20 protein-coding genes are annotated in these 23,730 nt (G+C 49.3%); 14 read left to right on the forward strand and 6 right to left on the reverse strand.

Annotated elements, in window-relative coordinates:
* Nucleotides 1-2: 2 nt before the first annotated feature.
* From mepM to C9J01_RS12660, 5 genes are all read left to right on the forward strand, one after another.
* Nucleotides 3-1,346: a murein DD-endopeptidase MepM gene (mepM, locus tag C9J01_RS12640; protein ID WP_107298677.1), complete on the forward strand. Its 1,344-nt coding sequence runs from the start codon at nucleotides 3-5 to the stop codon at nucleotides 1,344-1,346.
* A gap of 235 nt (nucleotides 1,347-1,581) precedes the next feature.
* Entirely contained in the window at nucleotides 1,582-5,319 is a 3,738-nt protein-coding gene (locus tag C9J01_RS12645) for an AraC family transcriptional regulator (RefSeq protein ID WP_158264536.1), read from the forward strand.
* 380 nt (nucleotides 5,320-5,699) lie between these two features.
* Nucleotides 5,700-5,927, forward strand: a complete 228-nt coding sequence (locus C9J01_RS12650) for a FeoA family protein (protein WP_107298520.1) — start codon at nucleotides 5,700-5,702, stop codon at nucleotides 5,925-5,927.
* Nucleotides 5,927-8,206 carry a Fe(2+) transporter permease subunit FeoB gene (feoB, locus tag C9J01_RS12655; protein WP_107298521.1) on the forward strand — a complete coding sequence of 760 codons (2,280 nt, stop codon included), beginning with the start codon at nucleotides 5,927-5,929 and terminating at the stop codon, nucleotides 8,204-8,206. Before C9J01_RS12650 ends, feoB begins: the two co-directional genes overlap by 1 nt.
* Nucleotides 8,203-8,448, forward strand: coding sequence for a FeoC-like transcriptional regulator (locus C9J01_RS12660; RefSeq protein ID WP_107298522.1), 246 nt, complete (start codon nucleotides 8,203-8,205; stop codon nucleotides 8,446-8,448). Before feoB ends, C9J01_RS12660 begins: the two co-directional genes overlap by 4 nt.
* Nucleotides 8,449-8,497: 49 nt before the next feature.
* Here the strand turns inward: C9J01_RS12660 and C9J01_RS12665 are convergent, their stop codons facing one another.
* Nucleotides 8,498-8,929: an HIT domain-containing protein gene (locus tag C9J01_RS12665; RefSeq protein ID WP_107298523.1), complete on the reverse strand. Its 432-nt coding sequence runs from the start codon at nucleotides 8,927-8,929 to the stop codon at nucleotides 8,498-8,500.
* A 270-nt stretch (nucleotides 8,930-9,199) separates the two neighbouring features.
* Between C9J01_RS12665 and C9J01_RS12670 the strand changes: the two genes are divergently transcribed.
* Entirely contained in the window at nucleotides 9,200-9,805 is a 606-nt protein-coding gene (locus tag C9J01_RS12670) for a DUF924 family protein (protein ID WP_107298524.1), read from the forward strand.
* A gap of 28 nt (nucleotides 9,806-9,833) precedes the next feature.
* Here the strand turns inward: C9J01_RS12670 and C9J01_RS12675 are convergent, their stop codons facing one another.
* A complete protein-coding gene (locus tag C9J01_RS12675; protein WP_107298525.1) occupies nucleotides 9,834-10,853 on the reverse strand; it encodes a GGDEF domain-containing protein in 1,020 nt (339 codons plus the stop codon).
* Nucleotides 10,854-11,014: 161 nt separating this feature from the next.
* Complete coding sequence (argS, locus tag C9J01_RS12680) at nucleotides 11,015-12,745, reverse strand: arginine--tRNA ligase (protein WP_107298526.1); 1,731 nt, start codon at nucleotides 12,743-12,745, stop codon at nucleotides 11,015-11,017.
* 424 nt (nucleotides 12,746-13,169) lie between these two features.
* On the opposite strand from argS, the gene C9J01_RS12690 reads away from it, so the two are divergent.
* A complete protein-coding gene (locus C9J01_RS12690) occupies nucleotides 13,170-13,760 on the forward strand; it encodes a VOC family protein (RefSeq protein WP_107298528.1) in 591 nt (196 codons plus the stop codon).
* Nucleotides 13,761-13,934: 174 nt separating this feature from the next.
* On the opposite strand, the gene purU is transcribed toward C9J01_RS12690, so the two are convergent.
* A complete protein-coding gene (gene purU / locus C9J01_RS12695) occupies nucleotides 13,935-14,768 on the reverse strand; it encodes a formyltetrahydrofolate deformylase (protein WP_107298529.1) in 834 nt (277 codons plus the stop codon).
* A 247-nt stretch (nucleotides 14,769-15,015) separates the two neighbouring features.
* Here purU and C9J01_RS12700 point away from each other — a divergent pair, with 247 nt between their 5' ends.
* The 7 genes from C9J01_RS12700 (at nucleotide 15,016) to rnd (ending at nucleotide 22,556) form a co-directional block, all read left to right on the forward strand.
* The gene (locus C9J01_RS12700; protein WP_107298530.1) at nucleotides 15,016-16,974 is read left to right on the forward strand and encodes a DNA repair helicase YoaA; all 1,959 of its coding nucleotides are present in this window, start codon (nucleotides 15,016-15,018) and stop codon (nucleotides 16,972-16,974) included.
* Nucleotides 16,975-17,676, forward strand: coding sequence for a tRNA (adenosine(37)-N6)-threonylcarbamoyltransferase complex dimerization subunit type 1 TsaB (gene tsaB, locus C9J01_RS12705; protein ID WP_107298531.1), 702 nt, complete (start codon nucleotides 16,975-16,977; stop codon nucleotides 17,674-17,676).
* A 77-nt stretch (nucleotides 17,677-17,753) separates the two neighbouring features.
* A complete protein-coding gene (locus C9J01_RS12710) occupies nucleotides 17,754-18,035 on the forward strand; it encodes a hypothetical protein (RefSeq protein ID WP_107298532.1) in 282 nt (93 codons plus the stop codon).
* 66 nt (nucleotides 18,036-18,101) lie between these two features.
* A complete protein-coding gene (locus tag C9J01_RS12715) occupies nucleotides 18,102-18,656 on the forward strand; it encodes a Slp family lipoprotein (protein ID WP_107298533.1) in 555 nt (184 codons plus the stop codon).
* A gap of 6 nt (nucleotides 18,657-18,662) precedes the next feature.
* Nucleotides 18,663-19,577: an alpha/beta fold hydrolase gene (locus C9J01_RS12720; RefSeq protein ID WP_107298534.1), complete on the forward strand. Its 915-nt coding sequence runs from the start codon at nucleotides 18,663-18,665 to the stop codon at nucleotides 19,575-19,577.
* A 110-nt stretch (nucleotides 19,578-19,687) separates the two neighbouring features.
* Entirely contained in the window at nucleotides 19,688-21,373 is a 1,686-nt protein-coding gene (fadD, locus tag C9J01_RS12725) for a long-chain-fatty-acid--CoA ligase FadD (RefSeq protein ID WP_107298535.1), read from the forward strand.
* 64 nt (nucleotides 21,374-21,437) lie between these two features.
* Nucleotides 21,438-22,556 (forward strand): ribonuclease D, encoded by a 1,119-nt coding sequence (gene rnd, locus C9J01_RS12730; protein WP_107298678.1) that lies wholly within the window; start codon nucleotides 21,438-21,440, stop codon nucleotides 22,554-22,556.
* A gap of 70 nt (nucleotides 22,557-22,626) precedes the next feature.
* Here rnd and minE read toward each other — a convergent pair whose 3' ends face one another.
* Complete coding sequence (minE, locus tag C9J01_RS12735; RefSeq protein WP_107298536.1) at nucleotides 22,627-22,890, reverse strand: cell division topological specificity factor MinE; 264 nt, start codon at nucleotides 22,888-22,890, stop codon at nucleotides 22,627-22,629.
* 6 nt (nucleotides 22,891-22,896) lie between these two features.
* Nucleotides 22,897-23,709: a septum site-determining protein MinD gene (gene minD / locus C9J01_RS12740; RefSeq protein ID WP_107298537.1), complete on the reverse strand. Its 813-nt coding sequence runs from the start codon at nucleotides 23,707-23,709 to the stop codon at nucleotides 22,897-22,899.
* Nucleotides 23,710-23,730 lie beyond the last annotated feature (21 nt).

Consider the following 23,730-nt stretch of genomic DNA (forward strand, 5'->3'; position numbering starts at 1 on the left):
GCATCAAGGCCGCCCGCGGGGCGGCTGCTGTTTTAGGGCAACTACCGCGCCCTCATCGTGTTGGACTAGCAATATGTTCAACTGTCGTTCTGGCTGCCACCTTGTGGCAGCCAGGTTCGTATGTGGCACAGGAACTTAACCACAGGGTGGAGATCAGTGTTCCTGCCAGTGGCTGGGAGCTTCTGTCAGAGCAAAATAGCGAGCCGTTGGGGGCCGTGGTTGAGAACAATGACCCAGCCTTCGAGATCCCGACCGATGAGCTAGGGCAGCAATTGACCCAGCATGCGCAGCGTAACCATCGCCATACCGTTGCCAGCGGGGAAACGTTGGGCGGCATATTTGGCCAATATGGCCTCCCGCTTGCCGATATGTACCAGATGCTCGAGGCCGAGCCTGCATTGCAACAGATTGGCGTTGGCCAGCGGCTGGAGTGGACTCTTGATGACAACAGCGCGGTTGAGAGCTTTACCGTTCATCGCAGCGCCAAGTTTACTGACCACTATCAACGTACTGACAACGGTTATAGCTACCAGCGTACTGAAGAAGCCGGGGAGCTTAGGCCGGTAAGGTTATCAGGCCGGGTGTCAGGCAGTTTTTATAATTCTGCACTGGCGGCAGGGTTGAACCCTAACCAGATTCAGGAAGTGGTACAGGCTCTGCAATGGCGGTTTGATTTTGGCCGTCAGGCCCGTCGCGGTGATCGTTTTGCTGTGACTGTAGAGCGGGAGTATATCGACGGCAAGGCCGTTGGCCGAGGAGAAGTCAAATCGCTGCTTTATCTTAACGGTAATCACGAAATCTTTGTCAGTCGGCACCACGATGGCCAGTTTTATGATGTCGACGGTAACAGCTTAGATCGCGCCCTTCGTCGTTACCCGACAGCCAAACGTTATAGAATAAGCTCTCCCTTCAACCCTCGTCGTAAGCATCCGGTAACCGGCAGGATATCACCCCATAACGGTACGGACTTTGCTACACCTATCGGCACGCCGGTGCTGTCAGCAGGAGACGGTGTTGTTGTGAAAGCGCAAAAGCACCCATTGGCGGGAAATTATGTGGTTGTCAAACATGGACGGGAATATGTGACACGCTACCTCCATTTGCACCGGATGCTGGTTAAGCCGGGAGAGCGGGTCACTATGGGACAGCGGATTGCGTTAAGTGGCAATACCGGACGCTCTACCGGACCGCATTTGCACTACGAGCTGATCAAGAAAAACCGTCCGGTTGATGCAATGAAAGTACCGCTTCCAGAGGCTGCTCCAGTGCCAGATGGCGAAATTGCCGAATACGGTAAAATTGCCCGTGAAGAAAAGCGTGTGTTGCAGCAAACATTGAATAGCTAGTTCATCAGCTATAACGTTTTCAACTTCATCAGGTTACAGGATCGGGTAATAAAAAACGCACTACGGTGCGTTTTTTTATGCATCTTGCCTCATTTTATAAATGTCGACTTATAATAGACCTGTCATTACTGCATAATACATAGGTATTTCATGAGGTTGGATGATTTTTTTCATTGTTATGATCAGGCGATTTGTATTATTAATCACGCTATTAGGGCTAGGATTGACGCCCTCGATGTCTGTAATTGCATCGAGTTACCTTTTTCGCTCTATGGTGGACCTAAACGGGCCAAGTAATTTGTCTGTTCGCAAAATCGTTGATGATTCCAACAAAGGCCTGTGGCTGGTCGATATTCGAGGCCAGTTGTTGTTCTTCGATGGCACTAATTTTAAACCTGCTGTTGAAAGAACCGGTAAGCCGGTCACCGGCGTGACGGATGTTGCCTTGGTGGACGATATACTATGGTTGGTGAAGGATAACCACGCCTACTCCTATTCCCCAAAAACCTCAGAGCTGCAAAGGCACAACATCAGCCAGGTGCCTATCGAGTCTGTAGCCAGTTTGGACAATAGCGCATGGTTTGCTAACCGGCGTGGGCTCTACCAGCTATCAGAGTTTGAGCCAGAAGCGAAATTTCTCCCATTTCCACACCCAATAAAGCTGGCGGGGCTACATGTGGCGGGTAATCATTTGTATGTTGCGGCTCAGCAAGGTGTGTATGAATACCTTTCATTCTCCTTACCTCCCACCAAACTGTTATCAGACTTTTATGTCACAGCTATAGAGCAAGACGAGCAAGGTGAAATCTGGTTTGGTACCCGGCGGGGCGTGATTAAAGGAAGAAATGGCTCGTTAACTCCCTTAGGGGAAAAGGCGAGTAGCCCTTCGGTCATGAGCCTGCAGGTAACGGCGCAAGGTATGTGGGTAGGCAGTACGATGGGGCTATACCTGATGGACTTGGGTATGGAGGAAAAAGTACACCTCATGCCTTCAGAACTCGACAAGTTTTCATTACCTGGTCGCCGGGTGCTTGGGCTCCATCAAGACCAGCAAGGCATGCTCTGGGTGTCGACGCCGGAAGGGGTAAGCCAATTACCTGCAGGTTCTGATTTACTCAAGCGGATCAGGCTGGGCAAAAAGGAAGGAGAGATTGATGCATCCTTTATTGGGGATATTGCCTATGGTAGCAATGGGCATTACTGGCTGGCGACAGATAACGGATTGTTTGAAATCTCCCCCTTTTTTGAAGTCTTAAGTCATATTGCAACTCTTGGCAAGATTAAACAGTTAGCATTGTCAGGAGAGGTCTTGTGGATATTAAAAGAAGACGGTATCGCAACTTATCATATCAGCCAGTCTTATTTACAAAATATTGATGTGCCAAAAGAAATTTCTGCTTGGTCAATAAGCCAAATTATGGTCGATCATTTTGGTTCGCTATGGGTTGGGACTGAGGATGGCTTATATCGCTACTGGCCAGAGTTTAGTGAGTGGATGCCCTTTGGAAATCACTGGTTGCGTGATCCTGAAGGGGGAGAGGTTGTTACCCGTATCTTGGAAGACAGTGAAAACCATGTATGGGTTGGGACAACCTTCGGCTTGTATAAATTTGATGCCGGAATGCTGCATTTTGTGCCGGGGAGTGAGGGCAAAGGAGGGGTTGTCGATATCTATGAAGATCGAATGGGTCAACTCTGGGTGGCTTCGAACTATGGTCTGCAGGTCTCTCAGGTACTGACTCCGCTAAAGCTGCAAGATGTTCAGCTGTCTTCTAATTTTGTCCGTCCATACTGTTTAGTTGGAGGAAGTAACGGCGTATGGCTCTCTTCCAGTAACGGCATGTCTTTCATGAATTACTATGGCGATCTGAAGCAGCACTTGAGCTTCAACAGCGGCTTGTTGCCTGAAGATGTCGGCTCACAGGCATGTTTGCAAAATAATACGAACGCCTTAGTACTAGGCTACCGCCAAGGACTATTGAGTCTTGATCATGACGCATTATTTGATGAATTCCCCCCCGATCCTGAGCTAGTGCTGAGCGCAGTATGGGTGGATAACGATATTTGGCCCTTATCTGATTCATGGAGCAAACTGAGGCGGTTGCCATATGGCTCCTCCATTGCTTTCAAGCTGGAGGCTATGCCATCCCGTTCGACTTTGTATCAGTATCGTCTGGTTGATGAAAATGCTCAGGCTGGCGAATGGCAGATAGCCACCCACCCATTGCTGCCTGTTGGTGTATTGTCTGCTGGGCAGTACACGCTTGAAGTTCGCAGGGTGAAGCCTGCTGACAATACCGCAGTTGAATTAAGCTATGTCTTCAATATCCAGCCAGCCTGGCGAATATATCAAGCCATAATAGGCATTTTGGGGCTTGCTGCCTTGCTACTAGCTGTAGTGCTATTTTATTGGCGAGGTAGGGTATTTAAAGATCAGGCACAGCAACTCAAACAGGCTGTATTTCAAAAGACAGCCAAAATTGAACTCCAGAAAAAGCAACTCAACGCGAGCAATGTTCACCTGCAACGAATATTGGACCTAAGACAGCATATTATGGCGCAGCTTTCTCATGAATTGCGGACACCGCTGCAACTGTCACTGGGTTTGTTGTCAGATCTGAGGTCCACTTGCCAAGCACCGAGTAAGGTCGATATTGCCGAAAAGAACCTTACCCATGCCCTGCATGTGGCGGATCAACTGCTTTCACGTGACGTATTTGCTCTGGTTGAGTCAGAGAAGGCATGTAAACAGCGAGTCAGCCCAATCATTCAGGCTTGTTGCATGAGTTGGCAAGTTGAAGCCGAAAAGAAACAGATAGCATTGTGCCTCGAAGAAAATATTTCCCCTGAAACTGCCATTTGCTTGGCGCCCTACCACCTTGAGATCATGCTCGGTAACCTGCTGTCGAATGCGATGAAATATACCGACAGTAAAGGGGGGATCACGGTTGCTGTGAAAGAGCTTGATCAACAATTGATTGTCTCTGTGAGTGATACTGGTCGCGGGATGTCAGAGCAGACCAAGGCCCACTTGTTTGATAGCTATTACCAAGAAGACCCTCAGCTCAATCCCAAGGCGGGATTCGGCTTGGGCCTAAGTACGGTAAAGCAATTGGTTGAACAGTACCAGGGTGCCATTTCGGTTATCAGTTACCAGGGCGTCGGGAGCGAGTTTATTATTCGGCTTCCCCTTGTGGTTGAGTCATTGGAAGCAGGGTATCCAACGGCTAAGCAAGGAGCGCCAGACCATCCCCAATGGTTAATGGTGATTGGGAATGAGGATGACAACCATAGTGAGTGGAGCAAGCGACTGTCCGAACATTATCATGTTACCCATACTCGGGGGGATTATGAGGACTTGATGCTAATTGAAGATACCCTCCCTGAGCTCGTCATTATTAACAGGGGAGTGCTCGAACCAAGCGATGAAGAACTGCTTCGGGGGATGAAGGAAGATTATTTTGGCAACAAGGGACCGGTGTTCGTCGCACTAACTACTCCTGAAGAAACACGCGGATCTCAACCGATTCGCTGGGCGGACTACACGCTTTCAAAACCATTAGAGGCGAATGTTGCGCTAGCTGAAATCGGTCGCTTACTCAGTAAAGAGTCTGCTGAACCTGATGGTGAGGAAGGGCCCCAGAGTAAGGAGTGGCAGGATAATGTCCACGCTTTTGTATCCAAGCAATTTCACCATTCTGGCTTTGGGAACTCTTCAGCAGCAAAAGCGCTGACTATGCCCGAGCGGACGTTCCAGCAGCGTTTTAAGCAAGAGTTTGGCTTGTCTTTTAAAGATTATGTCACCCAGTTCCGCTTTGAGCAGGCCGCGGTCATGCTTAAACAAGGGGATAAAGTCTCTGATGTCGCGCTGGCATGTGGCTTCAAAGACCCTTCATATTTCTGTGCAAGGTTCAAGGCCTATAGCGGGCAAACACCTAGTGAGTTTGCCAAAGGGGCCTCTACACTCGACTAAATTGCGTGGTCTGGTTATTCAGCCAGATCACGTTAGTAATCACCCTCCCGGTATTTTGCTAGGGAGTAGCTCCTGCCCGTTTCGTTATCCTTTCATCTAACCATTCTGCCTGTACAAGTACCAACTCTGTGTCGTTTATCTGTGTTTAACCACACAGTGATGTTAAGTGATTGATCCCTTGAATGTTTTCTTTTCCCCTTTAGCTGCAGGTGGTAACAAATCCATCAATAAGGCTGTAAAGCGTGCTGGATGTCAATATTGCAAACAATGAATGCAAAAATGAGTGGGATTTATTGATTTAAAACAACACTTAATGTGTTTCAATCTGTAACATTGAAAGTATTAATGCTAATTATTCTTATTTAGGGTAGCGGTTTAGAATGAAACTGTCAGAAATGTTATGCGGGGCTGAAGGAAGGGTAACCAGTTTAGCTGGCTTACCAGCAGCTACCCGTAAAAAGTTAATGGTCATGGGGGTGTTACCAAATACTCCTGTGAGTGTGATTCGTGTGGCCCCGCTTGGTGATCCTCTTCAGGTGCGAGTTCGAGGCGTGGATATCGCCCTGCGTAAACAACTTGCAGAAAGCATTGATGTGGAGGTGAACTGATGCAATACAGCATTCTGACAGTCGGTAACCCAAATAGCGGTAAAACGACTCTATTTAATGGCTTGACTGGCGCCAAGCAGCAGGTGGGTAACTGGGCTGGGGTAACCGTTGAGAAGAAAACAGGCCGTTATGACTGCGCAGGTGACAATTTTGCGCTAACTGACCTTCCTGGTATCTACAACCTTGACAGTGCCAACGACGTTAATAGCTTGGATGAAGCCATTGCTTCTCGCGCCATCCTAACCATGCCAGCGGATGTCATTATCAATGTGGTGGATGCATCGTGCCTTGAGCGTAGCCTATACATGACTCTACAGTTACGCGAACTGGGTCGTCCAATGGTGGTTGTGCTGAACAAAATGGATGTACTGGAGCGCCAACGCCAGAAACTAGACATTAAAGGGTTGGAAAAAGCTCTGGGCTGTCCGGTAATGAGCCTGTCGGCGAATAACCTTAAGCAAGTAGCAGAATTCAAAACCCAGTTGCACAAAATGCTGGCGCAGGGAATTGCTGTTAATGAGCTGAAGTTGGATTACGGTACCCAGTTTGAGCAAGCCATTGCCGAAACAGAAGCCTTCTTTACCGATGCCCAATTGAACAGCCGCGCGCAGGCTATTCGTGCTTTGGAAAATGATACCTTGGTGATCAACCAGTTGTCAGAAGAGCAAAAGAATCAGGCATGCAACGTTCGCAATACTTTGATGGTGGATGTTGACCCTGATATCCAAGTGGCTGATGTACGCTATAGCTTCTTGCATCAACTGTGCAGTAAGGTTCGCCGTCAAGAAGGCAAGCTGAGCCGTAGCCTGAGCGACAAAATTGATGCGGTGTTGCTCAACCGTGCATTTGGTATCCCCTTCTTCTTTGTTGTGATGTACCTGATGTTCATGTTCTCCATCAACATCGGTAGTGCCTTTATCGACTTCTTCGATATCAGTGCCGGAGCGCTTCTTGTTGATGGTGGGCATTACCTACTTGATGACCACCTTCCGGTGTGGCTGGTGACTGTGATTGCCGACGGTATCGGTGGTGGTATCCAGACCGTAGCGACCTTCATTCCGGTTATTGCCTGCCTATACCTATTCTTGGCGATGCTTGAAAGTTCAGGTTATATGGCGCGAGCAGCGTTTGTACTTGATAAAGTGATGCAGAAAGTTGGCCTGCCGGGCAAAGCATTTGTGCCATTGGTATTGGGTTTTGGTTGTAATGTACCAGCTATCATGGCAACCCGTACACTGGAACAAGAGCGTGAGCGCAAGCTTGCAGCGGCGATGGCACCGTTTATGTCTTGTGGCGCGCGCCTACCAGTATACGCACTATTTGCTGCAGCTTTCTTCCCTGAAAATGGTCAGAATGTCGTATTCGGTCTTTATATTTTGGGTATTGCCGCTGCGGTACTGACTGGTTTGGTATTGCGTCATACTATTTACCCGGGTAACAGTGATAGCTTCATTATGGAGATGCCAGATTATGAAATGCCAACATTGCGTAACGTTGGTATCAAAACTTGGCAGAAACTGAAGAAATTTGTACTGGGAGCCGGTAAGACAATCGTCGTTGTTGTGGCAATCCTGAGCTTCTTTAACTCACTGGGTACTGATGGGTCGTTCGGTAACGAAGATACGCCTAATTCTGTACTGGCAAAAACAGCCCAGATCGTTACCCCTGTTCTTTCACCTATCGGTGTGAAAGAAGATAACTGGCCTGCTACTGTTGGTATCCTGACCGGTATTTTTGCAAAAGAAGCCGTAGTCGGAACGTTGAATAACCTATATGCGCCAGCTTCGGGTGAAGAAGACGCTGAATATGATCTAATGGGCAGCCTTCAGGAAGCGGTAGGCAGTATCGGTGCCAACCTTGCTGACCTTAGCTATTCTGATCCGCTGGGTATCACTGTTGGTGAGTTGGAAGATAAAGCTGCAGCGGCTGAAGAGCAGGAAGTTGATGCGTCAATCTTCGGCAATATCCAAGCCCACTTTGTGAGCTCTGCGGCGGCAATGGCCTACTTGATCTTCATTCTACTGTACACGCCATGTGCCGCAGCAATGGGTGCCTACGTTCGTGAGTTTGGTCAGAAGTACTCAGTGTTTATTGCGGCTTATACCATGCTATTGGCGTATACCTTTGCGACGTACTATTACCAGATCGCTCATTTTTCTGATCACCCAGCAACAAGCATGTTGTGGATTGGGGTCTTCACTGCAATCAATGCTGGTTTGTTTATTACCTTCAAACGTAAAGGTCAGCAGATGCAAACCGAGGAGTTGGCAACACTATGATCCTACAGCAGCTGAAACAGTACATTGAGCAACATGGGCGTGCCAGCCGCAAGGCATTGGCAATGCGGTTCGGTATGTCGGAAGACGGTGTCGAGGCCATGCTGGATGTATGGATCCGCAAAGGCAAGTTGGGCAAGGAACTGGTCGGCTGTGACAGTGATGGTTGTTGTCAGGGTGCCAAGGAGATTTGGTACCGACCGCTAAAATCCGATGAGCTTTCTATCACCGTAATGCGGGGATAGCAGGCAATAATTAAAGGAAAGGCAACCTCAGGGTTGCCTTTTTTATACCTTACTCTGCGGCACTGAAGCCGTCGATATGGCCTAGCTCAGCCCTTAACTCTTCGGTTAATGCTTGTTGTAGGGCCTCGTCACGTTGGGTGCCGTCTGTATTGCCCCAAATCGGGCCAGGCCATGCCACATCACCTTTGAAGCGGGCAATGTGGTGTACATGTAACTGGGGTACAAGGTTGCCCAGCGCACCGATATTGATTTTGTCGGCTTGGTAGTCTTTTTCAAGTACGGCTGCTACTGCACTGGACTCTTTGATCAACTGAAGCTGTTCATCTTCAGGTAAATGGTGAATTTCACGTAGATCCACTTTTCTTGGTACCAGAATTAACCAAGGGCCAAGCGCCTCTTTAGAAAGCAATACCTGACACAGGGGAAGATTGCCGATAATTGTAGTATCTGCGGCTAGTCTCGGATGGAGTGTAAACGGCATGGGGTTATTCCTTATTTGTATTGTGTAGCTCACACGTTGGGATATTTACCTCCAGCCAAAATTTGGCTTTGGGGTAGGATAAAGGCATCAGGAGCTGCACTGATGACAGTAAGATAGTGTGAATATAAAGCAGTGGCAATGCTTTCTGCCATGGCAGTCAGTATTTTTCAGCAATGTATGGTTGATTGGGTTGTGATCAGGCAGTGGTATTGGATTGGCCGCTTTGTGGATTTAGCGGTAACGTGACGAAGATCGATGTGGGAGTGATACATGGTGGCTCAATATCAAGAGGTGCTGGATTTTTGGTTCGGCGAGATAGGTGAAGAGGTAACGGTCACTGATCGTAATAAACTATGGTTCCGAGGCGGGGAAGAAACCGATCAACTGATTGCACAACGTTTTCGCCACTTAGTGAGCCAAGCCGGGGCAGGGGAGCTGAGCCATTGGACAAAAGAGCCGAAAGGTACTTTGGCGCTGATTATTTTACTGGATCAATTTACCCGCAATATTTACCGAGGCCTTAGTGCCGCATTCCGCTATGACTCACTGGCTTTGGCATTATGTAAGCGAGGGTTAGCGAAGAACCAAGACTTGCAGCTGACACCTATCGAGCGGGTCTTTTTCTATTTACCCCTAGAACATTCAGAAGCGATTGAAGATCAGGAAGAGGCAGTCTTCCGTTTTGATCGCTTGCGTCAGGTTGTGACGCCGACGCATATCGATACGTTTGATAGTTTCTACCAATATGCTGTCAGTCATCATGATGTCGTGAAACGCTTTGGCCGCTTTCCCCACCGCAACGCTGCTTTCGGTCGGCTATCGACCCAAGAAGAACTAGAATGGCTTCATGGCGGCGGTCAGCGTTTCGGCCAGTAAGGTAACAACACAGTGAAGGCTGTCGTGGCTAGGAAATAGGTAAAACGCGGTTTCGCCCGAGTTGCTTGGCTTGGCTGAGAAAATGATCGGCTCGTTCTATCAGCTTTTCACTGTGCTCTGCTGGCTCAGAGGCGCTAATGCCGAATGAAGCAGTGACTGAATTGATCCGTTGGCCAGATTTCTTGTCCAGTACAGAGATCTTCTCAATGGATTTACGCATTGTTTCTGCTTGCTGGCGGGCCGATGGCAGTGATTTATGCGGCAATAGTACGGCAAATTCTTCCCCACCAAAGCGGTAGGCCTTGGCATAGTCGCGGCAGCACTCGGTCAGCCTTTTCGCCACCATCTTCAATACCTGATCTCCCAGTAGATGCCCGAACTCATCGTTGAAATTCTTGAAGTGGTCTATATCCAACAGGATCAGGCTAGTTGGGATCTGGTTATCGAGATAGCTCTGTATGTCCTGATCGAAGGCTCGCCGGTTGTAGAGCTTGGTCAGGGCATCCTCATTAGCCTGCTGCTGGCTTTTATTCAGCGCAGCACGCAAGGTTTGGATCTCCTGTTGGGCTGAATCCAGTTGCCCTTTGAACAAGCCGGTTGACTGGCGCATTTGCTGCGACTCGCGGATCAACTCACGGACCAGACCAATGGTCTCTTCCAGTGAGATCCCCTCTTTGCCAACTTGCTCAAGGCGACCAAAAGTTGTTTCCAGCGCATTGTGGAAACTATTGGTGTCTGACAGGGTGTCAGCCATACTGTGGGACAACTCCTGCATCATAGCCGTAAGGCTCAGCTTAAGCTGTTTGACATCATTACTGGTCTGGCTGGCAAGGTGGTCTTGATAGATGCTTTCGCAAAGGGTCGGTGTGCAGTGGCCGATTGAAGCAATACCGCTATCGAGAGCCATATTGAGCTGGGGGTTTTGTTGAGAGCTATAGGTATACCACAGGGCATAGTTGGTAGGGGTCGTGGGTACCTTGTGCTTAATCATCAGAGGAACGGTTTGTTTCAATAGCTCCGTTGATTTCGCAAAGCTGTCGTTATTCATACCTAACATCCATTCTTAGAGGTCATCTACACCAGTTGTTTTTATTGCTGAACGTGTTGGTTTTAGGTTGGTGTATTGCTTTAGGAAATAAAAAAGCCTTCTAAGGATACCTTAGAAGGCTTTGGATTATTAGAGGTTTATCGAATTATGTCAGCGTTTTATTACATGCGCTCAAGCGTTTCGATACCAAGAAGGTCTAGGCCCTGCTTGATGGTCTTAGCTGTCAGTAGTGCCAGCTTCAGACGGCTCTGCTTCACTTCTTCTTCTGCGTTCAGGATTGGACACGCTTCGTAGAAGCTTGAGAAGTTACCTGCTAGTTCGAATAGGTAAGAACACATCACGTGAGGGTGGCCTTCACGGGCAACAGTCTGTACTGCTTCTTCGAACTGTAGCAGTTTAGAAAGTAGTGCCTGCTCTTTCTCTTCGTTGATCACAACTGGGTGAGTCAGATCAGCAAGCTCAACGTCAGCGCGCTTGAAGATTGAAGCAACACGGGTGTAAGCGTACTGCATGTAAGGGGCAGTGTTACCTTCGAACGCTAGCATGTTGTCCCAATCGAAGATGTAGTCAGTGGTACGGTGCTTAGAAAGATCCGCGTACTTAACTGCTGCCATTGCTACTGTGTTAGCGATGTTCGCTTTCTCAGCGGCATCTAGCTCTGGGTTTTTCTCTTCGATTAGTTTCGCTGCACGCTCTTCTGCTTCATCCAGAAGATCAGCTAGGCGAACAGTACCACCGGCACGGGTCTTGAACGGACGACCGTCTTTGCCCAGCATCATACCGAATGCGTGGTGCTCTAGGCTGACTTCTTCAGGTACGTAGCCCGCTTTGCGAACGATAGTCCATGCCTGCATCAGGTGCTGGTGCTGGCGGGAGTCGATGAAGTAAAGAACGCGGTCAGCACCAAGCTGCTCGTAACGGTATTTGGCACAAGCGATGTCAGTCGTGGTGTACAGGAAGCCGCCGTCGCGCTTCTGGATGATAACACCCATAGGCTCGCCGTCTTTGTTCTTGTACTCCTCAAGGAAAACTACCTGAGCGCCGTCATCTTCAACAGCTAGGCCTTTTTCTTTCAGGTCAGCTACGATGCCTGGCAACATGTCGTTGTACATTGACTCACCCATTACGTCATCACGGCTTAGTGATACGTTCAGGCGGTCGTAATTACGCTGGTTTTGGATCATCGTAACGTCAACCAGCTTCTTCCACATTTCAGCGCAGTACTCGTCACCGCCCTGCAGCTTAACAACGTAGTTACGTGCACGCTCTGCGAAGTCTGCGTCTTCGTCGTATAGCTTTTTAGATTCGCGGTAGAAAGCTTCCAGATCAGAAAGCTCCATTGATACTTCGCCAGACTCTTTCTGTACACGCTCAAGGTTAGCGATAAGCATACCGAACTGGGTACCCCAGTCACCGATGTGGTTAGCACGGATCACTTTGTGACCTAGGTGCTCAAGAGTACGGACAACGGCATCACCAATGATGGTTGAACGCAGGTGACCAACGTGCATTTCTTTGGCAACGTTTGGTGCAGAGTAGTCAACAACGATAGTTTGCTGCTCTTCCTGCGCTACACCTAGACGTGCATCTTTCAGTGCGCTCTCAGCTTGCTCGGCAAGCCAGGTTTTGCTTAGGAAGATATTGATAAAGCCAGGGCCGGCGATTTCAACTTTTTCAGCGATACCGTCAAGGTCTAGCTGGTCGATAACTTTCTGTGCGAACTCGCGAGGGTTAGTACCCAGTTTTTTGGCTACGCCCATAACACCGTTGGCTTGGTAATCACCAAATTGCGCTTTCGCAGACTGGCGAACTGCAGCAGGGCTGCCGGCAGGTGCGCCTGCGGCTTCTAGCGCCTGAGAGACTTTGTCATTAATGAGTGCTTGAATGTTCACACGCTTATCCTTTAAATCGTTTGGAACGCCAAATGATAATGCACATTGGCGAGGCAAAAACGGCACCGTATTCAAGGGATATGACCGTCAAAAATAATCACGACCATTGGCCTATAAAGATAGCACCAAGTGATAATTTAATAACGTGAGTATTTTTGACGGGGCCGCCTCAGGAGTGGGTAGAGGGGAAACATCTTGAATACGCTGGTTGCATTGCCCTAATAATACCCACAAATTTAGGTGCTTTGGCAAGCCGTAAAGGCAATAGATTGCGATTTTTTTTAAATAATCATAGTGGGGTGAAAATTATGCAGGAGTCTAGCAAGCACAAGGGCTTTGCCGATGCTGAAAGGGCTGTTGTCAAGACGAAAACTATGGATAATTATGCGTTCAATCGCTCAGCGTGAATAATCGGAGAAAAGAGATGCACAAGCTTGAACAAAAGGGCCTGTTACCCGAGCAAATGTTGGCCGAGTTGCCAGCCTTTATGGCGAAAATTGAACGCCTTGCCGAACAGTTGGGCCTATCGCTTGCCGGTTACCAGGCTGATCACATCGCCTTGCGGGTCAATGATTGGGAAACAGCGGAACAATTGCACCAAGCGTGGTTGGCTTATGGCAAAGAATGGTCAACCAACGAAATCAATGGTCGCCCGATTGTGGTGATTGGCTTTGACAAGCCGCTAAGCTGTGGCCCATGGCAGATTGAGGCGCTGGAGTTGCCTTACCCGGGAGACAAAGCCTACCCGCAGGAGGGGTGGGAACACGTTGAGTTTGTTATCCCATCAAAAGCAGCCGATACCGAGGCATTGAAAGTCACGCTTGATGAGGCTTTCCCGCAATTAGCAGGGCAGTGGGGTGCATTGGCTGATAAGGGCATCAAGGCCAAAGCCAGCAGCCCGTCGGGTGAAAAAGAGCGTCTGTCGAACCCAACCTATGCTTTCAAGCATGACGGTGTGTGTATCAAACTGCATCCGCATTCGTTGAAGGACGTTATTGAGAGTGAAGCCGAGTAAAAAAAGACCTTACTCCCTCATTGAACTGATCGAACATGCGGTACTGGTTCTGCGCGAGTAGCAGGGTGAATTAGCAAAACCTACCCGCCAAGGACGGCGGGTCGGAGCGACATGGATGTCTTTATGCGTTTTTGATAATTTGCCCTGCTGCTTGGCGCCTAGTGTTGATGCTGATTACAAAATCACAGTCCGGTTGCCGTAGACAAACACCCGGTCGTCAATTACCAGTCCCAGCGCTTTGCTGAGTACTGACTTTTCGACATCTTTCCCCGCCCGCGCCATATCCACGGCACTGAAGTTATGGTCAACCGGAATCACGTTCTGGGTAATGATCGGGCCCTCATCAAGATCGTTAGTGACAAAGTGGGCTGTGGCACCGATGATTTTCACCCCGCGCTCAAAGGCTTGCTGGTAAGGCTTGGCACCAATAAACGCAGGTAGGAAGCTGTGGTGGATATTGATGATTTTATGAGGGAACTGGGCAACAAAGTTCGGCGTTAAAATCCGCATATATTTGGCCAGCACCACATAATCTGGGTTGTATTGCTGAACGGCTTCAAGCAATAGGGCTTCATGCTCGTCACGGCTAATGCCCTCATGGCTGATGTGGTGGAAGGGAATGTCAAATTTGGTAGCGAGATCCGCAAGGTGGTCGTAGTTACCAACAATGGCAGCAATCTCGATATCCAGTGTACCGTCAAATGTCTTAACCAAGATGTCCCCCAAACAATGGGCTTCTTTGGTCACCATAATCACAACGCGCTTGCGATCGGAACTGATCAGGCGGCGGTGGCTGCCTTCGGGAAGTGCACGGTCCAAATCATACAGGAAGGTCTCGTCATTGAAATAACCCTCAAGCTCGGTTCGCATGAAGAACTGGCTGTGGGAATGATCGACAAATTCGTTGTTGTGGACAATATTGAGTTGGTGCTTGTAACAGATGTTGGTGATTTTGCTGATTAATCCCATTGCATCCGGGCAGTCTGTCAGCAGGGTTTTCTTTTCCATGGTGCTCTTCCTTGAACTACTATTTTCAAATCGGTTTACATCTTGGCGTAAAAATCAGGCATTTGTGTAATCCGGTTTAATAGTATTTACCTTGGATTGCTTTCAGGGTCAAAGGCTAAATTTTGAACGGGAATAAATCATGGCTGCTAGCTGGGAATATTGGCATAATGACCGGTCAACCGACGGCAATGTCCTAAGTCCGTTATTCTAAAGCCCAATAGTTGAAACCCTAGAGACTCAAAAGTCTATGATAGCCAAGTTTTTTGCCTCCGGTGGTGCGCTGGATAAAGCCATTCCCGGGTTCCAGGCCCGCCAACCGCAAATTGATATGGCAGAAGCCGTGGCTGATGCCATTAAATCCGAGACCCAACTTGTCGTCGAGGCAGGAACCGGGACCGGCAAGACCTTTGCTTATCTGGTGCCGGCCCTTGTTAGTGGCAAGAAAACCATTATCTCGACCGGTTCCAAGAACCTGCAAGAGCAGCTCTTCCACCGTGATTTGCCGTTGATGGCTGATGCCCTTGGTTTCACCGGGCGGGTATCCCTGCTTAAGGGGCGCTCCAACTATCTGTGCCTTGACCGCCTGAGCCGCCAGATTACCGAAAGCCATGGTGTCCATACCGATCCGAAACTACTTAGCCAGTTGGTTCAGGTCAGGAGCTGGTCGTCGTCGACCAAAAGCGGGGATCTTGGCGATTGTGAAGACATTGCTGAAGATAGCCCAGTGATCCCGATGATCACCTCGACTAATGACAACTGTCTCGGTCGCGAGTGCCCGTCTTATGAAGAGTGTTTTGTGGTCAAGGCCCGACGCAGGGCGATGGAAGCAGATGTCGTGGTGGTCAACCACCATTTGTTTCTGGCTGATCAGGCTATCAAGGAAACCGGGTTTGGTGAGCTTATCCCGGAGGCTGAGGTGTTCATTTTTGATGAAGCCCACCAGATGCCGGATATTGCCAGCCAATATTTTGGCCAAAGCCTAACCAGCCGCCAGATCCAAGAGTTAGCCAAAGATGTCGAAATTGGTTACCGCACGGAAGCTAAGGATATGCGTCAGCTGCAAAAAACGGCTGACAGATTGCATCAGGCGGCAGCCGATATGCGCATTGTGCTAGGAGAGCCGGGATTTCGTGGTAACTGGCGGGAAGCCATTGCCAGCCCGACGATTCAGCGAGAAATCACTCGCTTGAGTGATGCCTTGGATCTGACCCATGAAGTGCTGAAGTTGGCACTGGGGCGGAGCCAATTGTTGGATACGGCCTTTGAACGGGCAACGCTTATCAAGGCAAGATTAGATCGAGTTTGCGATACAAGTATTACCGGTTACTCCTATTGGTATGAATGTACCCCGCGTCATTTCAGCTTGCATATCACACCATTATCGGTTGCCGACAAGTTTCATGAGCAGATGGAACAGCAAGGCGGGGCGTGGATATTTACCTCAGCGACCCTAGCCGTCAATGATGACTTCAGTCATTTCAGCGATCGATTGGGGCTCAAACCCAAACAGCAGTTTTCGCTGGAAAGCCCGTTTGATTACCAGCAGCAAGCATTGCTTTGTGTTCCCCGTTTTTTACCTGAGCCCAATAGCTTTGGTATTGCTGACAGGCTAGTGGAGATGCTTGCGCCTGTTATTGAAGATAATGACGGACGCTGTTTCTTCCTGTGTACCTCGCACCAGATGGTACGTGACTTGGCTGAAGGGTTCCGGGCTAAGCTCGATTTGCCGGTGTTGGTGCAAGGTGAGACAACCAAGAAAAAATTGCTGGCGGAATATCTCGAACGAGGTAATGCCTTATTGATAGCCACCGGTGCGTTTTGGGAAGGGGTGGATGTTAGAGGACAGGCCTTAAGCTGTGTTATCATCGACAAATTACCCTTTACAGCACCGGATGACCCGCTGCTGAAAGCGCGCATCGAGGATTGCCGTTTACGCGGTGGTGATCCTTTTGCGCAAGTACAGATCCCGGATGCGGTGATCACCCTCAAGCAGGGTGTTGGCCGACTGATCCGCGACAAGCAGGACAAAGGTGTTCTGGTGATCTGTGACAACCGTTTAGTTACGCGCCCTTATGGCGCTGTATTTCTTAACAGCCTGCCACCTATCCCGCGAACCCGGGATGTGATTGGTGTCGGGCAATTTTTATCTTCGGTGAATGGCCCGCAAGAGTCTGCCGCTCCCGAAGAACAGCATTCAGAGGCTTGAATGAGCAACAAAATCCTTGCAGTAGACACTGCTACTGAAAACTGTTCCGTTGCCCTGCTGGTGGGCGATGAGGTGATTTCTCACTGTGAATACGCCCCGCGTGAGCACACCACCAAAGTATTGCCGATGGTCGATAGCGTATTGGCACAAGCTGGCTTGAAGCTCAACCAACTAGATGCACTGGCATTTGGTCGTGGTCCGGGTAGCTTTACCGGTGTGCGTATCGGTATTGGTATCGCACAGGGCTTGGCTTTTGGTGCAGATCTGCCAATGGTGGGTGTTTCAACACTAGCGGCTATGGCTCAGGGGTCATACCGCCAGCATCAGGCAGAGCAGGTGATGGCAGCCATTGATGCCCGTATGAATGAAATCTACTGGGGCCAATACCGTCGCCAAGCAGATGGTGACTGGGCATTGCAGGGTAGCGAACTGGTTATCAAGCCTGAGATGTTGATCACGCAACTACCGCCGAGCGAGGGCCAGTGGTTAACGGCGGGTACAGGTTGGGAAAGCTATGCTGAGGCATTGGCACAATTACCAATCGAAACAGTATCAGGTTCAGTGTTGTACCCTGATTCAGCCGATATGGTGCATTTGGCCAAATATGCATTCGCACGTGGCGAGGCTGTTGCAGCCGAAGAAGCAAGCCCTGTGTACCTTCGCGATACCGTAACCTGGAAAAAACTGCCAGGCCGCGAATAATACACTTGCCTCATTGCCGTGTATGCATACTATTGTATTAGCATGCTCGGCAATTATTTGGATACTGGACGTTTCCTATGGTTTCTATTCAGCGCCTCCCCGTCACCATCCCCCAAACCCCGTCGAAGACGAAAATATCCCGCGCTTCCGTTCAGGATGCCAGTGAGCCCACTCCCGTCGCTAAAGCTGTCGCCCAATCTGTTCGTGATCCTGAAGTGCTCAATGCAGCACACTCCCATATTCAGTACGATCAACCTGAGGGAAAAAATCGCCAGGCATTGGAGAGCTATTTGGGTGTAATGCACCAGCAAAAGCGTGATGAACTCTCGATGTTGGTTGGGGTCGATGTATATGTTTAAAGCGCGGTTAGTTGCCTGAATCTCGGGGAATTGCGCGGATATTCATCATTTACAATGGAGTTAGCTATGTTTAGGAAGCTAATCGTTGGGTTGCTTGCTGCGACTATGATAGGCTGCGCCGCGGTGCCTGAGAGCCTGATGACCGACAGCGATAATCCGATCACCGATGTGATGGCATTGAGTGATCCTACCGGTCAGGATCTAGGGCAGGCTATTCGTCTCGGGGGCGTGATTGCTGCAATCGATAATGGTGAGCAGAAAACCCGTTTGGAGATCGTTGCTATGCCGATAGGCAGTGATGGTAAGCCCAAGTTGGGAAACAGTACCCAGCAACGGTTTGTTGCTTATGTCGACGGATTCCTTGAGCCAATAGAGTATCATCCTGGTCGGTTGATTTCTGTCGCGGGCCATGTCGATGGCGAGGAGTACGGCAAGGTCGGTGAATACAACTACCGGTTCCCTGTGGTTGCCGCTTCGGGAACACAGCTGTGGCAAGTGAAGCAAGAGGTTTGGATTGATGATTTTGACCGCTACAGAAGTTGTATCGGTCTGCATTGTTCACCAAGCCTTATTAATAAAGGTTTTTCCCGGGCCGAAGTCAGGGAACGGGTGACCAAGTAAATAATCATGTTTCCGATTGAATTTCAGCTGTCTGAACAGCGGTTGTCCGGGCTTGCCTCATTTCCTGTCGGGCATCCCATCGTCGACAAGCCCCTGTTAAGTGGTGTTTTATCACAAAAGCCAGTGATGCTTATGTTGCATGGTTGGCAGGATAATGCTGCCAGCTTTGCCCCTTTGTTTGGTCCGCTTGCTGAGCATTTCCATATTATTGCGATCGATTGGCCCGGCCATGGGCTATCGGCACCAAGGGCAGCTGATAACTTCTACCATTTTATCGATTATGTTGATGACCTCGCACAGTTGGTTGATTTATTAGATCAACCAAGAGTGACACTTGTCGGTCATTCAATGGGAGCAATAATTTCAGTCTGTTATGCGGCTGCCTTTAGCGATAAAGTGTTGGCGCTCAACCTCATAGAAGGTCTTGCTCCGCTATCAGAAGCGACGCTAAATACAGTAGATAGGTTGCGAAAGGGAATCCAAAGCCGCCAGCGTTATCGTGCTAGGGCGCAGCAGCGCCAGAGTCGGTCAATGGCGACACTTCAGCAGGCTGTGGATTTGCGCTGCGCGGTTAATGGCGTATTACCTGAGCAAATTCAGCCGCTAGTAGAGCGTGCTGTGTACCAGCAAGATGGACGTTGTTATTGGCGCCACGACAACCGCCTGCGGTGCGATTCGCTTTATCGGATGTCGCCTGATCATGCCGAGGCTTTGATTGCAGCGGTTAACTGTCCGGTATTGTCTATTGTCGGGCAAACTGGCTATCAGGCGTTGAAGTTGGAACAACCAGCATCTTCAGGATGGCAGCACCTAGAACAAGTAGTAGTCGCTGGTGGCCATCATTGCCATCTTCAGAGCCCTGTAAGGGTGGCAGAAGAGATAGTGTCGTTTAGTTCAAAATTTAATGCATTGGCCCAATAGGCCAGTGTTACTTGTATGTTAATTGTGCTGTAATTGTGGTGTAAACACATGTTTTAAATACCCGTTAGCACAGATAGGCATCATGCCAAAATCAATAAGGAGAGTGCAAAGTGGATAAGGTTTGGCTTAACCGCTATCCGGAAGATGTACCGGCTGAGATCAACCCGGACCAGTATCCGTCGTTGGTTGAAATGTTTGAACAGTCAGTACAGAAGTATGCTGATCAGACAGCGTTTATCAACATGGGTCAGGTTATGACCTTCCGCAAGCTGGAAGAGCGAAGCCGTGCTTTTGCTGCCTACCTGCAAAATGAACTGAAGTTGAAGAAAGGTGATCGCGTTGCGGTGATGATGCCTAACCTGCTTCAGTACCCGATTGCTTTGTTTGGTATTCTGCGTGCCGGCTGTGTGGTGGTGAATGTTAACCCACTTTATACTCCACGTGAGCTAGAACACCAGTTGAATGACTCTGGTGCCAAGGCGATCGTCATTGTTTCTAACTTCGCCCACACCCTAGAAAGCATCGTTAAAAACACCAGTGTTCAACACGTAGTGCTGACCAGCCTTGGTGACCAGCTATCACGCCCGAAAGGCACTCTGGTTAACTTTGTGGTGAAATACATTAAGAAGATGGTGCCTAAGTATCACCTTCCTCATGCCACATCAATGCGTATGGCGCTACGTAAAGGTCGCCGTATGCAATATGTGAAACCATTTATGTCTGGTGAAGATACGGCATTCCTGCAGTACACTGGCGGGACAACTGGGGTTGCTAAGGGTGCGATTCTTAGCCACCGCAACATGCTAGCGAACGTGATGCAGGCAAAAGGTGCCTATGGCCCGGTATTGACCGAGGGCCGTGAGCTGATTGTAACCGCATTGCCGCTTTACCACGTCTTTGCCCTGACCGTGAACTGCTTGCTGTTCATTGAAATGGGGGGCCGTAACCTGTTGATCACCAACCCACGTGATATCCCGACATTTGTCAAAGAGTTGCAGCGTTACCCATTTACCGCAATTACAGGGGTAAATACCTTGTTCAATGCGTTGGTTAACAATGAAGACTTCCATGAAATCGACTTCAGTGAGCTGCGCCTATCAGTAGGTGGTGGTATGGCTGTCCAGCGTGCTGTCGCTGACAAGTGGAAGCAAATTACCGGCAACTACTTGCTGGAAGGCTATGGCCTGACCGAGTGTTCGCCATTGGTTGCTGCTTACCCTTATGATCTAACAGACTATAATGGTTCTATCGGTTTGCCAGTCCCATCGACCGATGTGCGTATTGTTGACGACGAAGGCCAGGTGCTGGGTAACGATCAGACCGGTGAACTACAGGTTCGTGGTCCGCAGGTAATGCAGGGTTACTGGCAGCGCCCGGAAGCGAGTAAAGAAGTCCTGACCGAAGACGGTTGGCTATCGACCGGTGATATTGTCCGCTTTGATGACGAAGGTTTCCTGCACATTGTCGATCGTAAGAAAGACATGATCTTGGTATCGGGCTTCAATGTTTACCCGAATGAAATCGAAGATGTGGTTGCCCTTAATAGCAAAGTGCTGGAAGTTGCGGCTATTGGTGAACCGCATGAAATCTCTGGTGAGGTCGTGAAGGTATGCGTCGTTAAGCGTGATGCCAGCCTGACTCGCGAAGAGTTGCTAGAGCACTGCCGTGAGCACCTGACCGGTTATAAGATCCCTAAGATTGTTGAGTTCCGTGATGAACTGCCAAAGACCAATGTCGGTAAGATCCTCCGCCGTGCTTTGCGTGAAGAATCCAATCAGCAAACTCAGGATGCGTAATCGGATCCTCAATTAAAGATTAAAAATGCCGGCATCAAGCCGGCATTTTATTGGTGAGATAACTGTGAATTTTGAAATGATCACCAGCCGTACGCGGTTGGAAACGGTGTGCCAGCAGGCACGTCGTCAATCGGCAGTCATGCTGGATACCGAGTTTGTCAGAACCCGGACCCTTTATCCTAAGCTGGGTTTGATCCAGCTGTTTGATGGCGAGTCTCTGGCACTGATTGACCCGCTGGCTATCGACGACCTAGAACCATTGTGGGAGTTGCTGCGCGATCAGTCGGTGATCAAAGTCCTGCATGCTTGTGGCGAAGATCTGGAAGTGTTCCAGTACTACGCTGGTTGCCTGCCAGTACCAATGATTGATACCCAGGTGATGGCTTCGTTCCTTGGTTATGGGGTCTCTGCTGGCTTTGGTACTTTGGTCAAAGACTTCTTGGGAGTCGAGTTGGATAAAGGTGAAGCACGAACAAATTGGTTGGCGCGCCCGCTAACCGATCGTCAGCTCGATTATGCTGCCGCCGATGTTTACTACCTGCTACCGCTATACCAGAAACTGATGCCGTTGGTTGAAGCCAAGGGTTGGCAGGAAGCTTTGGCGCAGGAATGTGCAGGCCTAATGCTCAAGCGAGTGAAGACCTTGGATCCGGAAAAAGCCTATCTGGATATTAAAAATGCTTGGCAGCTAAACCCGAAGCAACTGGCAGTGTTACAAAAAGTGGCCAAATGGCGGGTACTGGAAGCGCGTAAGCGTGACTTGGCCCTTAACTTTATTGTCAAAGAACTGCATCTGTGGAAGTTGGCCCGTTACGGTATTAAATCCAAGGCTGTGATGGCCAAAGAAGGCTTCGATAACATGGAAATTCAGCGCCACGCTAACCGACTGCTGAAAATGGTTCATGATGTCGATGACATGCCAGAAGAACAGTACCCTGAGAAAATCACCCGCCTTGTGGATTTGCCAGGCTATAAGCAGAAAGTAAAACACATCAAAGATGTGGTAACCGCGGTTGAGCAGGAAACTGGCCTGATGTCCGAATTCTTGGCTTCAAAGAAGCAAATCAATCAGTTGATTTCATGGGCGTGGAAAAAAGAACGCTCAACGGAACAAATGCCAGATATGCTCAAAACATGGCGCAAGCCATTGTTTGAAGACAAAGTGTTACCGCTGCTTAAATAGAATAAGTAAGCGGTAAAAGAAAAGCCCCGCTCAATATTATTGAGCGGGGCTTTTTTGCAACTGACCCAGATTATTTCTCTTCGTCTGGCAGGGTGACGTTGAGCTCCAGAACAGAAAGATCTTCTTCTTTCTGGTCGAGGTTAACGGTAACCTGATCTGGGCTGATCTCAACGTATTTGCGGATCACATCCAGAATATCCTGCTTCAACTGCGGTAAGTAGCTAGGTGCACCCTGATCGGCAGAGCGGCGTTCAGCAACGATAATTTGCAGGCGCTCTTTGGCTACACTGGCAGTCGTTGGTCTCTTGGGGCGGAAGAATTCTAACAATGCCATCGTGTATTACCCTCCGAACAGACGTTTTAGGAAGCCTTTCTTCTCTTCTTCAAGGAAGCGGAACGGGCGTTCTTCGCCAAGCAGGCGCGCAACAGTATCTTCGTAGGCGATACCGGCGTCAGACTCTTTGTCAAAGATGACTGGCTCACCTTTGTTCGAAGCATTCAGTACGGCCTGGCTTTCAGGGATCACGCCAAGTAACGGGATATGAAGGATTTCTTCGACATCGCCGACGCTTAGCATTTCACCCAGAGTCACGCGAGCAGGGTTATAACGAGTCAGTAGCAGGTGTGTTTTCACTGGCTCTTCAGCTTGTTCAGCGCGGCGAGACTTGGAATCAAGGATGCCGAGGATACGGTCTGAGTCACGTACAGAAGAGACTTCAGGGTTGGTGGTGACAATGGCTTCGTCGGCGAAGTACAGTGCCATCAGCGCACCTGTCTCGATACCCGCTGGTGAATCACAGATAATGAACTCAAAGCCCATTTCTGCCATGTCGTTAAATACGCGTTCTACACCTTCACGGCTTAGTGCATCTTTGTCACGTGTCTGTGAGGCGGGTAAAACATAGAGGTTGTCGACACGCTTGTCTTTGATAAGCGCTTGGTTAAGGTTTGCTTCGCCATTGATGACGTTAACAAAATCATAAACCACGCGGCGCTCGCAGCCCATGATAAGGTCTAGGTTACGCAGGCCGATATCAAAATCGATCACCGCTGTTTTCTTGCCGCTCAGTGCAAGACCCGATGCAATAGCTGCACTCGAGGTAGTTTTACCAACGCCACCTTTACCTGAGGTAACAACGATAATACGTGCCATCTTTAAATTCCTTATTAAACG

Source organism: Photobacterium rosenbergii (genome assembly GCF_003026455.1).
Taxonomy (GTDB): domain Bacteria; phylum Pseudomonadota; class Gammaproteobacteria; order Enterobacterales; family Vibrionaceae; genus Photobacterium; species Photobacterium rosenbergii.